The following is a 17,086-nucleotide window of genomic DNA, read 5'->3' on the forward strand; positions in this document are numbered from 1 at the left end:
TGGTATAATACTCCCCATTTATTTAAATGAAATAGAAACGCTATGTCACAATCTACTTATAATGCCGTTGATATTGAAGTTTTAAAGGGGCTCGATCCAGTTCGACATCGCCCAGGAATGTATACTGACACGGCCCGCCCGAATCATTTAGGGCAAGAAGTCATTGATAACAGTGTCGATGAAGCTATTGCGGGACATGCTCGTCAAGTGAAAGTTACCCTTTATGAAGATAATTCTCTTGAGGTTATTGATGATGGACGAGGGATGCCGGTTGATATTCATCCTGAAGAAGGTGTACCAGCCATAGAGCTACTACTTTGCCGTTTACATGCCGGAGGTAAATTCTCGAACAAAAATTATCAGTTCTCTGGTGGTTTGCATGGTGTAGGTATTTCCGTGGTTAATGCTTTATCCAAACGGGTAGAAGTTACTGTTAATCGCGATGGTCAAGTGTATCAAATCGCTTTTGAAAATGGTGATAAAGTTGAAGATTTACATGTAATAGGTACATGTGGTCGTCGTAACACGGGTACTAAAGTACGTTTTTGGCCAGATGAAAAGTATTTTGATTCACCTCGATTTTCAGTGCCCCGCTTAACTCATTTGCTTAAAGCGAAAGCGGTACTCTGTCCAGGTCTGGAAATTATTTTCAAAGACAAAATTAACAATACTGAACAACGCTGGTGTTATCAAGATGGATTAAAAGACTATTTAATGGAGTCTGTTAGTGGTTACACACTATTACCTGAAGAGCCATTTACCGGTAGCCACACGGGTGAAACAGAAGCTGTCGAATGGGCTTTACTTTGGTTACCAGAAGGTGGCGAACTTTTAACAGAAAGTTATGTTAACTTAATTCCAACCGTACAAGGTGGCACGCATGTTAATGGTTTGCGCCAAGGATTACTTGATGCCATGCGGGAATTTTGTGAATTTCGAAATTTATTACCGCGCGGTTTAAAACTTACTGCTGATGATATTTGGGAACGTTGTGCATATGTATTATCAGTAAAAATGCAAGAACCACAGTTTGCTGGGCAAACCAAAGAACGCCTATCATCAAGACAAAGTGCAGCATTTGTATCTGCAATTGTTAAAGATGCATTTAGTTTATGGTTAAACCAAAATGTACAGATCGCTGAATCATTGGCAGAAATGATCATTACCAGTGCACAAAAACGTTTAAGAGCATCAAAGAAAGTTATTCGTAAAAAGCTCACGAGTGGCCCAGCGCTGCCAGGTAAATTGGCAGATTGTTCCTCACAAAATTTAAGTCGTACAGAACTGTTTTTAGTCGAAGGGGATTCAGCGGGAGGATCCGCTAAACAGGCACGAGATCGTGAATATCAAGCGATCATGCCTTTAAAAGGTAAAATATTAAATACTTGGGAAGTTTCATCTGATGAGGTCTTAGGTTCACAAGAGATTCATGACATTTCAGTGGCTATTGGCATCGACCCAGATAGTGATGACCTAAGCCAATTACGTTATGGTAAAATCTGTATTTTAGCTGATGCTGACTCTGATGGATTACATATTGCCACTTTGCTTTGTGCGCTATTTGTTCGTCATTTTCGTGTTATGGTTGAACAAGGACATGTTTTTGTGGCAATGCCACCACTCTACCGCATCGATCTAGGCAAAGAAGTATATTACGCTTTAGATGAAGAAGAAAAAGAAGGTATTTTAGACCAACTAAAACGTAAAAAAGGTAAACCGAATGTTCAACGTTTCAAAGGACTGGGTGAAATGAACCCATTACAACTCCGTGAAACAACAATGGATCCTAATACCCGCCGATTAGTTCAGTTATCACTTGATAATACAGAAGAAACCATGGCATTAATGGATATGCTACTAGCCAAAAAACGTTCAGAAGATCGCCGTGAATGGTTACAAGAAAAAGGTGATCAAGTCGAACTTGATGTCTAACATAAAGAATGATTTAGAGGAACAATAATGAGTGAAATAACTCATGACGGAGTAGAAATCCAGTCACTACGTACATTTACAGAAAGTGCTTATTTAAACTACTCAATGTATGTCATTATGGATCGGGCATTACCTTTTATTGGTGACGGTCTAAAACCCGTACAGCGACGTATTGTTTATGCCATGTCCGAATTAGGGCTAAATGCTCAAGCAAAATTTAAAAAATCAGCACGTACTGTTGGTGATGTGCTCGGTAAATATCACCCGCATGGTGATAGTGCATGTTATGAAGCGATGGTGTTAATGGCACAGCCATTTTCTTACCGTTACCCACTAGTTGATGGTCAAGGCAACTGGGGGGCACCAGATGATCCTAAATCATTTGCTGCTATGCGTTACACCGAATCACGTTTATCAAAATATGCGGAATTATTATTGGGTGAATTAGGACAAGGTACCGTTGATTATACACCTAACTTTGATGGTACTTTGCAAGAGCCTAAAATGCTACCTGCTCGATTACCAAATATTTTATTAAATGGTACTACGGGTATTGCTGTGGGTATGGCTACAGATATTCCACCGCATAATATCCGTGAAGTAGCAAATGCTGCCATTATGTTGGCTGATAACCCTAATGCAACTTTAAGTGAAGTGATGGCTCACATTCAAGGGCCAGACTTCCCAACCGAGGCCGAAATTATTACCTCACCAGAGGATATTGCTAAAATATATAAAACAGGTCGTGGTTCAATTCGCATGCGTGCAGTATGGAAAAAAGAAGACGGTGATATTGTTATTACCGATCTACCACATCAAGTCTCTGGTGCAAAAATTTTAGAGCAAATTGCATCTCAAATGCGAGCTAAAAAATTACCATTGATTGAAGATTTACGCGATGAGTCTGATCACGAAAATCCTACTCGATTGGTTATCGTACCTCGTTCTAATCGTGTTGATTTAGAACAAGTAATGAATCACCTTTTTGCCACTACCGATCTTGAAAAAAGCTATCGAGTAAATATGAATATGATTGGGCTAGACAATCGCCCATCAGTAAAAGGTTTGGTTGAAATTCTTACTGAATGGTTAGAATACCGTCGAGCAACTGTCATACGTCGCATAAATTATCGTTTAGACAAAGTGTTAAAGCGACTACATATTTTAGACGGTCTATTAATTGCTTTTTTAAATATTGACGAAGTGATTGAAATTATCCGTAATGAGGAAGATCCAAAAGCTGAGTTAATTCGTCGCTTTACTCTGACCGAAATTCAAGCAGAAGCTATTTTAGAGTTAAAACTTCGTCATTTAGCTAAATTGGAAGAGATGCGAATTAAAGGTGAACAAAACGAACTTGCTAAAGAACGAGATCAGTTACAAGCGTTATTGGCTTCGCCACGAAAATTAAATAATTTAATTAAAAAAGAGCTACAACAAGATGCCGAAAAATATGGTGATGAGCGTCGTTCACCGATTGTTGAGCGTAGTGAAGCTAAAGCTATTACAGAACAAGAACTCACACCATCAGAACCTGTCACTGTTGTGTTATCTGAAATGGGCTGGGTGAGATCAGCAAAAGGCCATGATATCGATCCTGTTGGTTTAAGTTATAAAGCTGGCGATAGTTTTAAAGTTGCAGCCAAAGGTAAAAGCAATCAACCTGTTGTATTCATTGATTCAACTGGTCGAAGTTATGCTATTGAGCCAAATACACTACCATCAGCGCGCGGACAAGGTGAACCAATAACGGGTAAACTAGCACTCCCTGCTGGAGCCACAATTGAGCACATGTTAATGTCAGCCAATGAAAATCAAAAGTTCTTGTTAGCCTCTAGCGCTGGTTATGGCTTTATTTGTCAATTCAATGATTTAGTTACTCGTAATCGTAATGGTAAAGCAATAATCAATTTACCAAATGGTGCTAAAGTGCTAACGCCAATTGAGATTCTATCTGAAGATAGCTTATTATTATCCATTACTCAAGCAGGACGAATGCTCGTCTTCCCTGTAAAAGATTTACCAGAACTTGCAAAAGGTAAAGGTAATAAAATCATATCATTATCAGGTGCAGAAGACAGCCTTGCTTATATACGATTAATCACACCAGAAACATCCTTAACCTTATATGTTGGTAAACGCAAACTTACGCTCAATCCGGCTGATTTAGAAAAATTTAGGGCGGAACGAGCGCGTAAAGGAACGTCTTTACCACGTGGATTACAAAAAATAGATCGAATTGAGGTAATTTAATAATATGTCTTTTATTTGGGCAATAATTACAGGCTTTGTTTTAAGCATTATATTAAAATCAAATTGGGGGTTTTTACTTGGTCTATTCATTGGTCCAAAACTCTACCAATTTTGTAATAAATTGACTGAACAAGAGCCTAGAGGAAACCCAAGACTCTACTTAACCGTTGTTTTTGAAGTACTGGGTCATTTAGGTAAATCTAAAGGCGTTGTAACGCAAGATGATATTAATCTTGCTCGTAGATTTATGACTCAATTGCAGCTTGATAGCAATAGTCGTCAACTTGCTCAAGACTCCTTTAATCGCGGTAAGGCAAGTGATTACCCACTCAGGGCACGTTTAAGAGAGTTATATAATCAATATCGTTCTAGACGTAATGTTTTAAATATTTTCTGTGAGCAGCTTATCCAAGCAGCATTAATCGATGGTCGTTTAGATGATAAAGAGTCAGAAATACTCTTTATTGTTGCCGAGGAATTCAATATTCCACGGCATCAAATGGCAATTTACATTCAAATGATGATGGGTAGTTATCATTTCCATCAACAAAATTATAACTACCAAGAGAAACAATATAATCAACATCGACACAGTAATAATAGCTATGGTGGTTATCAAAACAACTCTTCACAACTAAATTTACAAAATGCCTATAAAATTCTTGGTGTTGAACCATCTGATGATATTGCTACAATAAAAAGAGCTTATCGTAAATTAATGAATGAACATCATCCTGACAAGTTAGTATCTAAAGGATTACCAAAAGAGATGCTTGAAGCCGCTAAAAAACGAGCACAAGAAATTCAAGCGGCTTATGATCTAATCAAAGCCTCTCGTGGTTTTAAATAGAGACGATCAATATGATGCACTGGCGCTCAATTCTTAGAATTATAGGTCTATTAATAGCACTCTTGTCGATATTTATGTTAATACCGGCACTGATTGCTCTAATCTATCGTGATGGCGCAGGTGCTATATTTGTTCGCTCCTTTTTCGCCGCATTAATATTAGGTTGTTTACTATGGTTACCCAATCGTCACCAACGCCATGAACTTAGTACTCGAGAAGGTTTCTTTATCGTCGTATTATTTTGGGTAGTACTCGGTACAATTGGAGCATTTCCCTTTATTTTCGACACCCATATTAATTTAAATTTAACCACAGCATTTTTCGAATCGTTTTCCAGCTTAACGACAACAGGTGCAACAACGATTGTACATCTCGATCACCTACCTAAAGCACTACTTTTTTATCGGCAATTATTACAATGGTTGGGGGGTATGGGTATTATCGTTTTAGCGGTTGCAATATTACCGTTATTAGGTGTTGGGGGCATGCAGCTTTATCGAGCTGAAATCCCGGGTCCACAAAAAGACAGCAAAATGCGTCCACGTATTGCCGAAACGGCAAAAACACTGTGGTCAATTTATATTTTACTCACAACGCTTTGTGCAATTTGCTTATGGGCTGCCGGAATGAATATTTTTGACGCTGTTTCACACAGTTTTTCAACCATCTCGATGGGTGGATTCTCTACTCACGATGATAATCTTGCTTATTTTAATAGTGCGACCATCAACTATATTATTACTATTTTTCTAATTTTATCAGGTTGTAATTTTGCGTTACATTTTGCCGCATTAAACGGATTATCAATTAAGGTATATTGGCGAGACCAAGAATTTAGAACTTTTATCTTTATTTTGCTTATCTTAATTGTGATTTGTGCATGTGGAGTTTACTTTTATCAGGTAAAACACAAATTAAGTATAGACAAAATAATACTGCAAGTTGTCTCTGTCGCAGCAACAGCAGGATTTACCATTGATGATATCAATACCTGGCCGTCATTACTTCCCCTGTTTTTACTATGTGCATCGTTTATTGGTGGATGTGCTGGTTCAACGGGTGGGGGTTTGAAAGTCGTTCGAGTACTATTACTATTTATGCAAGGTTCACGAGAGCTAAAACGCCTTATTCACCCCAATGCTATCTATACATTGAAACTAAACAATCGTGTAGTACCAGAACGAATTATTGAAGCTGTTTGGGGATTTTTCTCGGCATATGCCTTAGTCTTTTTAGTCAGCTTATTTATCATTATGGCAACAGGCGTTACAGCCTCTGATTCTTTCTACATTGTGGCATCATCACTCAATAACTTAGGTGTTGGCCTGGGAAGTGTAAGTGATAATTTTGCTAGTGTAAGTGACATGGTTAAATGGGTCATGATAGTTGATATGTTATTTGGTCGGTTAGAAATATTTACTTTACTTGTTTTATTTACACCAACTTTCTGGCGAAGCTGATTTTATACTGAAACGTATAGTTAACCTGAAACTTTTTAACAAAATAAACAATTTTTATAAATATTTTATTGATTATTTGGTCAATTACAGCCAGAATTACACGGCAGCATGTGCTGTGATCATTAGAGGTAATCACCTGACATATGGAATGGATCATGGATCCTACAATCTGGATTGGTTTATCCACTCTGGTTGTACTTGAAATCGTCCTTGGTATTGATAATATTGTTTTTATAGCCATTCTTGCCGAGAAACTTCCGCCTCACCAACGAGATAAAGCCCGTATAACCGGTCTTGCATTTGCGTTAATTACCCGAATTTTATTATTAATGATAACTGGTTGGTTAGTTACCCTTAATACACCACTATTTTCAAAATTTGGTATTACATTCAATGCGCGCCAATTAATTATGTTTATTGGAGGGCTATTTTTGCTTTTCAAAGCAACGATGGAGCTCAATGAACGCCTTGAAGGCTCTGCCCATGAAGAGGGAAAACCGAAAAAAACCTCACATTTTTGGACAGTGGTCGCCCAAATCGTGGTACTTGATGCAGTATTTTCTTTAGACTCAGTAATTACCGCTGTGGGTATGGTTGAACATATTCCAGTGATGATTATTGCTGTTTGTATTGCTATTGCCATTATGATGGTTGCCAGTGGGCCTTTAGCTCATTTTGTTAACTCACATCCAACCATTGTCATTCTTTGTTTAAGCTTCTTACTGATGATTGGCTTTAGTTTAGTTGCAGAAGGATTTGGGTTTATTATTCCTAAAGGTTATTTATATGCAGCGATTGGCTTCTCAATTATGATTGAATTTTTCAATCAATTAGCTATTTTCAATCGTCGTAAAATATTAAACAAAAAACCATTACGTGAACGTACCGCCGAAGCTGTTTTGCATTTACTTAAAGGGGATGCAGAAGAAGATCCTGAAACTCACACGATTGATGTGGTATCAGATACTAATAAAAAAGTCTCTGTATTTAATCACCAAGAATTAAGCATGGTCGAACGAGTGCTTGGACTTGCCCAACGTTCAGTCAGTAGTGTTATGACATCACGATTAGATATTGATATGATTAATATTAATGATGATCGTGAAGTTATACTAAAAGAAATTTTTGATAATCCTCATTCACGTTTAATTGTCACGGATAATGCCTCAATTGATGAACCGCTGGGTATCATTCAAGTCAACGATCTTTTGAAAGATATGATCCAAAGCAAAAAATCGATTGATATTAATTCATTGATTAAGCAGCCTCTTATCTTCCCAGAGACGGTATCTTTATTGGTTGCACTTGAGCAATTTAAAAAGGCTAAAACCCATTTTGCTTTTGTCGTTGATGAATTTGGCTCAATGCAAGGCGTTGTCTCGGTAACAGACATTATTGAAACTATTGCGGGAGATTTTCCAACAGAAGAAGAGGAAATTGACGCTAAACATGATATTCAAAGTATAGATGATAATAGTTGGATTGCTAATGGTTATATTCCTGTTGAAGAATTAATTCGTTTTGTACCTATACCCATTGATGATAAACGTGAATATCATACTCTGGCAGGATTGCTAATGGAAAAAGCTCAACATTTACTTAATGTCGGTGAGACGATACAAATTGGTGATTATCTATTCGAAATTGCCGAGATAGAAAGCCACCGTATTCTTAAAGTCAAAATTACTTTGAATAAACTTGATGCTGTATCTGAGTAGTACTGTGCCTAGTGCACTGTACAGACTAGAATAACGCTTGACCTAAATAAATAACAAGCAATAATTATGCAGTAAAATTCCTTTTTTAAAAGATGTGGAGTAACAACCCTCATCTTTTTTATTTTTTACTTTTGGTAAAAAATAAATAGTACAACGTTAAATACGTTCATTCTTGACAACCAAAATTGGGCTTTAATTTATGAATTCAATATTCGAAAAAATATTTCAATTGAAAGAAAAAAAAACAACTGTCGGTACTGAAATTATCGCTGGTTGTACCACCTTTCTTACTATGGTCTATATAATATTCGTCAATCCTTCCATTTTATCTGCAACGGGTATGGATACTTCAGCTGTATTTGTGTTAACTTGCGTTGTTACAGCCTTTGCCACTATTTTAATGGGTTTATTTGCCAATTTACCTATTGCTTTAGCCCCAGCAATGGGACTTAACGTCTTTTTTGCTTATGGAATATGTGGTGCAATGGGTTACTCATGGCAAATAGGTATGGGAGCGATATTTTGGGGATCGCTCGTATTTTTTGTATTATCATTATTGAAAGTTCGCCATTGGTTAATTGAACACATTCCACAATGTTTACGCGTCGGTATTAGTGCCGGTATTGGCTTATTTATTGCTTTTATGGGCTTTCAAAATATGGGTATTGTCGTTTCTTCGCCGGCAACACTATTAACCATGGGGAATATTTTATCGCTAAAAGTATTACTCGGCTCACTGGGCTTTTTTATTATTATAATTTTAGCTGCGCGTAACTTTCATGCAGCAGTACTTGTTTCGATTTTTATTGTAACGCTGCTTGCGCTTTGGTTAGATCCCAACATTAATTATCAAGGTATAGCATCTATCCCACCAAGTGTAACTCCTGTTGTCGGTCACGTTGACCTTGCCGGTTCATTCAACATCGGTATTATGGGTGTAATCTTCTCAGTTATGATTGTCAGCTTATTTGATTCATCTGGAACAATTCTGGCATTAACCGATAAAGCGGGTATTTGTGATGAAAAAGGTCGCTTTCCAAAAATGCGTCAAGCATTATTAATTGATAGTTTTAGCTCATCACTTGGTGGTTTATTCGGTACATCATCTGTATTAACCTATATTGAAAGCTCTTCAGGTATCTCTGTTGGTGGTCGTACAGGCTTAACAGCAGTGGTTGTTGGATTATTATTTTTAATGATGACCTTTTTATCGCCATTAGCTCACCTTGTACCAAATTATGCTACCTCTGGTGCGCTTATTTTTGTTGGAATTTTAATGGTTTCAAGCTTAGTTAAAGTCAATTGGTCAGATTTAACTGATGCAACACCAGCATTTATCACCGCATTAATGATGCCATTTGCTTTCGCGATTACAGAAGGGGTTGCGCTTGGTTTTATCTCTTATGTCGTATTAAAAACTTGTACAGGTAAATTTAAAGAACTCAACCTTTGCGTTATTATTTTTGCTATATTATTTGCTTTAAAATTTATCTTTATTGATCATCATTAATTCAATTTTATTTCTACCGTTTTATAACGGTAGAAATAATCCTATCAGCTAGTCCTCCCTAAGCTTGCTACACACAAAATTTATTAACGAGTTTTTCATGATTTAATCTGAATTTATAATTTAAATTAAATTGGAAACGGCAAATTATCAATAATTCACCTATTCAACAAACACTCCTTTAGCTAATTTGATCTGCATCACAAAAACTAAAAAACATAAAAATAGTACAAAATTTAGTAATTGTTGTTGTGCTTAATATTCATGCATATTGATTAAACAGTTTCAGATCTAATTGAAACCAAATTTGATAAACAAGCAGGTATGAATATGAGTACGCATTATAATTCTCTATATGTTTTCCGAATTACCTTAGTTGCAACTTTAGGAGGTCTATTATTTGGTTATGATACAGCCGTTATCTCTGGAACAGTTGAGTCCATATTTAAAGTTTTTGTTGAACCACAACATTTAAGTGAGACTGCAGCAAATTCCTTATTAGGTTTCTGTGTAGCAAGTGCTTTAATTGGTTGTATTATTGGCGGTTTAATGGGAGGTTATTTAAGTAATCGTTTTGGACGTCGAAATTCATTACTAATTGCAGCATTTTTATTCTTTATCGCTGCAATTGGATCCGCTTGGCCTGAACTAGGATTTCGTACAATAGAATCTCAACAAATACCTTATTATTTAGCTCAATATGTTCCTCACTTTGTGTTTTATCGCATTATCGGTGGTATTGGTGTTGGCTTAGCTTCTATGTTATCACCTATGTACATAGCTGAAGTGGCACCAGCAGAAATCCGAGGTAAGCTAGTATCGTTTAACCAATTTGCTATTATTTTTGGACAACTTTTAGTTTATTGTGTTAATTACGGTATAGCAAGTTCAGGCGATCAAGTTTGGTTAAATATAGTTGGTTGGAGATATATGTTTTTATCTTTAGCCATTCCAGCATTACTATTTTTTGGATTATTATTCACAGTGCCAGAAAGCCCTCGTTGGTTAACTGCACAAAATAAAATAAACAAAGCTCAACATATTCTTTCTAAAATTTTAGGAAATCAAAAAGCCGATCAAGCATTAAAAAACATTATCGATTCCCTATCATCCTATTGTGATAAAAAAAGTAGCTCATTATTAAAATATGGTATAGGGGTTATTATCATTGGAATTTTATTATCTGCATTTCAACAATTAATGGGAATTAATGTTGTTCTTTATTATGCACCAGAAGTGTTTAAAACATTAGGTGCTAGTACTGATTCAGCATTATTACAAACCATTGTAGTTGGTATTATCAATCTATCTTTTACTACCATTGCTATTTTTACCGTTGATAAATTTGGTCGAAAACCATTACAAATAATTGGTGCCATTGGCATGGCAATAGGCATGATCACATTAGGCACGACATTTTATTTACAGATATCAGCCAGTATTGCTCTTGCTGCAATGTTGTTTTATATCGCTTCTTTTGCTATCTCCTGGGGGCCTGTATGCTGGGTATTATTATCAGAAATATTCCCTAACTCTATCCGAAGTAAAGCTTTATCCATTGCTGTTTCAGCACAGTGGATCACAAATTACCTAGTATCTTGGACTTTTCCAATTATGGATAAAAATACCTATCTTATATCTCATTTTAATAATGGTTTTGCCTATTGGCTATACGGTGCAATTAGCATAATGGCAGCTATTTTTATCTGGAAATGGTTTCCTGAAACAAAAGGAAAATCTTTAGAAGAACTTGAAAATTTCTGGAATAAATAAATCAAAATCTAATTTAAAAACAATATTAAGGAGAACATTATGAAACATTACTATGACAAAATAGAACGCATTAATTACGAAGGAACACAAACTGATAATCCTTTCGCCTTTCGGCATTATAATCCAAGTCAAATTATTTTAGGTAAAACCATGGCTGAACACTTACGCTTTTCTATCTGTTACTGGCATACTTTTTGTTGGGCTGGAACGGATATGTTTGGTTCAGGATCGTTTAACTATCCATGGCAATCTAATACAGATCCATTAAGTAACGCAAAAGCTAAAGCGGATGTTGCCTTTGAGTTTTTTTATAAAATGAACGTACCTTTTTATGCATTTCATGATGTGGATGTTGCACCTGAAGGCAATTCGATTCAAGAATATATCAATAATTTATCAATAATGACCGATATCTTACTAGAAAAACAACAACAAACAGGTGTTAACTTACTCTGGGGTACAGCTAATTGTTTCACCAATCCGAAATATGCAGCTGGTGCAGCGACAAATCCAGATCCAGAAGTCTTTGCTTGTGCAGCAACACAAGTTGTACATGCCATGAATGCAACTCATAAACTAGGTGGACAAAATTATGTACTATGGGGGGGACGAGAAGGATACGAAACATTGTTGAATACTGATTTACGTAAAGAGCGAGAACAAGTCGGTAAATTTATGCAACTAGTCGTTGAAAACAAACATAAAATTGGTTTTAACGGCACGCTACTTATTGAACCTAAACCACAAGAACCGACTAAGCACCAATATGATTATGATGTTGCAACCATTTATGGATTTTTAAAACAATTTGACTTAGAAAAAGAGATTAAAGTAAACATAGAAGCCAACCATGCGACCCTTGCCGGTCATTCATTCCAGCATGAAGTAGCCTCTGCCTTTGCTTTAGGTATATTTGGATCACTTGATGCTAACCGTGGCGATCCACAACTAGGCTGGGATACCGATCAATTTCCAAACAGTGTCGAAGAAAATACCCTTGTCATGTATGAAATTCTTAAAAATGGCGGATTTACAACGGGAGGATTGAATTTTGACGCAAAAATCCGCCGCCAAAGCATTGATAAATATGATGTATTTTATGGGCACATTGGCGCAATGGATACCATGGCATTGTCATTGAAATGTGCAGCAAGAATGATTGAGGATAATGCACTGAATCAAAAAGTTACTGACCGTTATGCAGGTTGGAGTAACAACTTAGGTAAAGAGATATTACAAGGCAATATGACACTACAAAATATTGCTCAATATAGTCTTTCCCACAATTTACAACCAAAACCATACAGTGGCGAACAAGAGAAACTAGAAAATCTCGTTAATAAGTTTATTTTTGGCTAGCAATATTGTTGAATATAATAAAGTCAGAGCTACTATATAGTTACCATTATTCGGTAATAACGATAGCTCTGATGGCAACACAATGGAGAAAACTATGTACATTGGTATTGATTTAGGTACTTCAGGGATCAAGGTAATTTTGATGGATGAACAACAACACATCGTTGCCACTATTACAAAACCATTAACAGTATCACGCCCTCATCCATTATGGTCTGAACAAGATCCTTTACAATGGTGGCATGCAACCGATATGGCTATGCGTGAACTTAGTCAGCAACATAATTTAAAAACTGTAAAAGCCATTGGTCTAAGTGGGCAAATGCATGGCGCTGTACTTTTAGATCAACAAGCACAAATATTAAGACCAGCAATACTTTGGAATGACGGACGTTGTGATGCCGAGTGTCATCAATTAGAACAACAAGTACCGACGTCAAGACAAATCACAGGAAACTTGATGATGGCGGGCTTCACTGCACCCAAAATCAAATGGGTACAAAATCATGAACCAGAAATATTCGCCAAGATTGACAAAGTACTATTACCCAAAGATTATTTACGTTTTAAAATCACCAATCAATTTGCATCCGATATGGCTGATGCTGCCGGTACAATGTGGTTAGATGTTGAAAAGCGCGATTGGAGTGATTTACTATTAGATTCTTGCGGTTTAACTCGAAAACATATGCCAACTCTGTTTGAGGGTACTCAAATCACTGGTTATGTTATAGATGAAATTGCCAATGATTGGGGAATTAACAACATTGCGGTGATAGCCGGTGGCGGAGATAATTCAGCTGGCGCAGTGGGGGTCGGTTTGTATCAATCTGGTCAAGCCATGTTATCACTTGGAACCTCAGGTGTTTATTTTGCCGTTACGGATCGTTTTATCAGCAAGCCAGAACAAGCAATCCATAGTTTCTGCCATGCGCTACCTAATCGGTGGCATCTTATGTCGGTTATGTTGAGTTGCGCTTCATGCCTTGATTGGGCCTGTCAATTATTAGAAATTAAAGATGTGGCGACATTATTATCTTCAATTGAAGAACAACAAGCTAATGATAAACCACCGGTGTATTTTTTACCTTATCTATCAGGAGAAAGAACGCCACATAATAATCCTGAAGCAAAAGGCGTATTTTTTGGCCTAACTTATCAACATAACAAGATAGATCTAGCAAAAGCAGTATTATTGGGCGTCAGCTATGCGCTTGCCGATGGTATTGATGTTGTTCATCAAACAGGTATTTCACCCGATAAAATTTTGATTATTGGTGGAGGGGCACGTAGTCGCTATTGGCGACAATTAATAAGTGATATTTCAGGCTACCCTATTGAATATTGCGAGGGAAGCGAAGTTGGACCCGCTTTAGGTGCAGCAAAACTGGCACAAATTGCATGTAATCCAAATACTCAGTTAGAAGCCTTGTTACCGCCATTACTGATGATTCAAATCCATCAACCTGACATGAAAAAACATGCAGAATTCCAACAACAACGTTCAATTTTTAGAAAAATTTATCAACAGCTAAAACCATTAATGTCTTAATATTTAACCTGCAGAAGTTCATATTTATATGATTTTCTGCTTTTTTATACATTTATTTTAAACACATTATAGTGAATTAAGGTTTGTAAATTTACCTCTAAAATCTTTAGGTGTCATTGCATAAAACTTTTTAAATAAAAAATAAAAATATTGTACTGATGGATATCCACATTGCTGGGAAATAGCCTGAATAGGCAATGATGATTCAATTAATAGATATTTAGCTCGATTAAACTTTTCTTCATGAATCACTGAATGAATGGTTTTACCTAATGACTCTTTAAAACGTATTTCTAAATTAGAGCGAGAAATTTGCATATCAGAAATAACCTGCTCAACTTTAATGCCTTTACAGGCATATTTTCGAATATAGTGCATTGCTTGAATAACATAAGGATCTTGTATTGAACGATAATCTGTTGAACGCCTTGCAATAATTTTTTTGGGTGCAATTAATAAAGGAGAGGTGGAAACTTTCCCTTTAGTTAAGCGTTTATGCAATAGATTCGCTGCGTTAAAGCCCATCTCTTCTGTGCCTTGTTTTACGGTCGATAAAGAAACCATCGATAAATTATTTATCACTTCTTCATTATCAATACCAATCAAACATAGTTCTTCTGGTATTTTCAAACCGACTATATCACAAGCTTGTAAAATATGATGCGCTCTAGCGTCATTTACCGCAATAATACCGGTATTAACAGGTAATGATAATAACCATTTGGACAATTTATCTAAACTTTCTTGCCAATTATCTAAAGAAGTTATCATTCCTTGATAGATAACGCCTTGATAACCTTTCTGGGTTAAAATTTTTTCAAAGATTTTTTCCCTTACGCCTGCCCAACGACAATATCGAGTTGGCGGTATACTATAAAAAGCAAATTGATTTATTCCCTTATCACATAAGTGACTAAAAGCACTTTCAATGATGGCATAATTATCAGCCGCCACATAAGGAACTTTAGGATAACTAAAATCATCATGATATGAGCTACCCACACCAATTATCGGAATATCAACCTTGGTAAGCAAATCTTCAATATCAGGATCATCAAAATTAGCAATAATGCCATCACAATCTAAATGGAAAGAAGCTTTTTTATCGTAACGCAGAGTTTCTGATATATAAATATTCCAATGAATATTATCTAATTTCAAAAAATCACCAATACCTTTAAGAATTTGTCGATCGTAAATATTATTTGCATTAAATAATAAAACAACTTTGTAAGATTCATTCTTTATATTCATTATTGTTACACGTTAAATATGTTCACAATCAACATATTATTACTGTTTTTTAATGTATAAAAATTTGAGTAAAATCACATAATGTTAACTGACATAAAATGAAACCGATCACTTTTATAAAAAATACTCGCTCTAATTAGCTTTTTGGCGACCTTCTTAATCACTAAACATGAGTGATATCAAAATAAGCATAAATTACATCAAATAATTTAAACAACAAAAAGAGTAACAAAATAAAATTAAAACATTTTTATTATTTTTACCTAATACTAATAAAATTTAATTGAAACAGGCAAAGAACTTGTGGTAATACTTGACATTATGGCTGTTGGGGTCTAGAATCTTGCGACCCAAAACTTATATACATAATTTTTGGTCTACAGTTATTAATTACGTATCTAAAAAGCAATTTTAAATTTATTTTAATTAATCAGGAGCTTATTAATGGCAACAATTAATCAGCTGGTACGCAAACCGAGAGCACTAAAGGAAGTAAAAAGTAACGTTCCTGCTCTTGAAGCATGCCCGCAAAAACGCGGTGTTTGTACACGTGTTTACACCACTACACCGAAAAAACCAAACTCAGCATTACGTAAAGTATGCCGTGTACGTTTAACCAACGGTTTTGAAGTAACTTCATATATCGGTGGTGAAGGTCACAACTTACAAGAACACAGCGTGATTTTAATCCGCGGTGGTCGTGTTAAAGACTTACCTGGTGTTCGTTATCATACTGTTCGCGGTGCATTAGACTGCGCGGGTGTTAAAGATCGCAAACAAAGCCGTTCTAAATACGGTGTGAAACGACCTAAAGCTTAATGGAACTCCGTTAAGTAAGGCCAAACTAAATAATTCCATTTAACTCACTTGAGTTTTGGGTAAACCTGAAAAATTTATAACATATAAACGGAGTATTCCAATGCCACGTCGTCATGTTGCTGGTCAAAGAAAAATTTTACCTGATCCGAAATTCGGTTCAGATTTGCTGGCGAAATTTGTAAATATTTTAATGATAGATGGAAAAAAATCTATCGCAGAATCAATCGTATATTCAGCTCTTGATAAATTAGCTGAGCGTAGTGGAAAAGACCACTTAGCAGCTTTCGAAGTTGCATTAGATAACGTAAGACCAACTCTAGAAGTTAAGTCTCGTCGCGTTGGTGGTTCTACATACCAAGTTCCTGTTGAAGTGCGCCCTGTTCGTCGTAATGCACTTGCAATGCGTTGGATTGTAGATGCGGCACGTAAACGTGGCGATAAATCAATGGCTTTACGCCTAGCGAATGAACTTATGGATGCTTTTGAAAACAAAGGTACCGCTGTGAAAAAACGCGAAGATGTTCATCGTATGGCTGAAGCTAATAAAGCGTTTGCACACTATCGTTGGTAATTTTCGCCATTCAATTAAATGGCTGAGGATTCGGCTGG

12 protein-coding genes are annotated in these 17,086 nt (G+C 36.2%); 11 read left to right on the top strand and 1 reads right to left on the bottom strand.

The window, feature by feature from the left end; genetic code table 11:
• Positions 1–42 precede the first annotated feature (42 nt).
• The 9 genes from parE to xylB all read left to right on the top strand — a co-directional run bounded on the left by parE (position 43) and on the right by xylB (position 14,404).
• Positions 43–1,932, top strand: coding sequence for a DNA topoisomerase IV subunit B (parE, locus tag A9G17_RS06165; RefSeq protein ID WP_065737956.1), 1,890 nt, complete (start codon positions 43–45; stop codon positions 1,930–1,932).
• Positions 1,933–1,959: 27 nt separating this feature from the next.
• Entirely contained in the window at positions 1,960–4,185 is a 2,226-nt protein-coding gene (parC, locus tag A9G17_RS06170) for a DNA topoisomerase IV subunit A (protein ID WP_065737957.1), read from the top strand.
• A gap of 4 nt (positions 4,186–4,189) precedes the next feature.
• Positions 4,190–5,035, top strand: a complete 846-nt coding sequence (djlA, locus tag A9G17_RS06175) for a co-chaperone DjlA (RefSeq protein WP_065737958.1) — start codon at positions 4,190–4,192, stop codon at positions 5,033–5,035.
• Positions 5,036–5,049: 14 nt separating this feature from the next.
• Entirely contained in the window at positions 5,050–6,495 is a 1,446-nt protein-coding gene (locus A9G17_RS06180) for a TrkH family potassium uptake protein (protein WP_065739107.1), read from the top strand.
• A 143-nt stretch (positions 6,496–6,638) separates the two neighbouring features.
• A complete protein-coding gene (locus A9G17_RS06185; RefSeq protein ID WP_065737959.1) occupies positions 6,639–8,213 on the top strand; it encodes a TerC family protein in 1,575 nt (524 codons plus the stop codon).
• 199 nt (positions 8,214–8,412) lie between these two features.
• On the top strand, positions 8,413–9,723 hold the full coding sequence (locus tag A9G17_RS06190) for an NCS2 family permease (protein ID WP_065737960.1): 1,311 nt from the start codon (positions 8,413–8,415) through the stop codon (positions 9,721–9,723).
• A gap of 327 nt (positions 9,724–10,050) precedes the next feature.
• Positions 10,051–11,493, top strand: coding sequence for a D-xylose transporter XylE (xylE, locus tag A9G17_RS06195; RefSeq protein WP_065737961.1), 1,443 nt, complete (start codon positions 10,051–10,053; stop codon positions 11,491–11,493).
• A gap of 39 nt (positions 11,494–11,532) precedes the next feature.
• Positions 11,533–12,852: a xylose isomerase gene (gene xylA, locus A9G17_RS06200; RefSeq protein WP_065737962.1), complete on the top strand. Its 1,320-nt coding sequence runs from the start codon at positions 11,533–11,535 to the stop codon at positions 12,850–12,852.
• 94 nt (positions 12,853–12,946) lie between these two features.
• Positions 12,947–14,404 carry a xylulokinase gene (gene xylB / locus A9G17_RS06205; RefSeq protein WP_065737963.1) on the top strand — a complete coding sequence of 486 codons (1,458 nt, stop codon included), beginning with the start codon at positions 12,947–12,949 and terminating at the stop codon, positions 14,402–14,404.
• A 66-nt stretch (positions 14,405–14,470) separates the two neighbouring features.
• On the opposite strand, the gene A9G17_RS06210 is transcribed toward xylB, so the two are convergent.
• Complete coding sequence (locus A9G17_RS06210) at positions 14,471–15,658, bottom strand: XylR family transcriptional regulator (RefSeq protein ID WP_065737964.1); 1,188 nt, start codon at positions 15,656–15,658, stop codon at positions 14,471–14,473.
• A gap of 444 nt (positions 15,659–16,102) precedes the next feature.
• On the opposite strand from A9G17_RS06210, the gene rpsL reads away from it, so the two are divergent.
• Together rpsL and rpsG are read left to right on the top strand one after the other, a co-directional pair.
• Positions 16,103–16,477 (top strand): 30S ribosomal protein S12, encoded by a 375-nt coding sequence (rpsL, locus tag A9G17_RS06215; protein WP_025316630.1) that lies wholly within the window; start codon positions 16,103–16,105, stop codon positions 16,475–16,477.
• A gap of 100 nt (positions 16,478–16,577) precedes the next feature.
• A complete protein-coding gene (rpsG, locus tag A9G17_RS06220) occupies positions 16,578–17,048 on the top strand; it encodes a 30S ribosomal protein S7 (RefSeq protein WP_065737965.1) in 471 nt (156 codons plus the stop codon).
• Positions 17,049–17,086: the final 38 nt, after the last annotated feature.

Source organism: Gilliamella sp. wkB7 (assembly GCF_001693435.1).
Classification (GTDB): Bacteria; Pseudomonadota; Gammaproteobacteria; order Enterobacterales; family Orbaceae; genus Gilliamella; species Gilliamella apicola_N.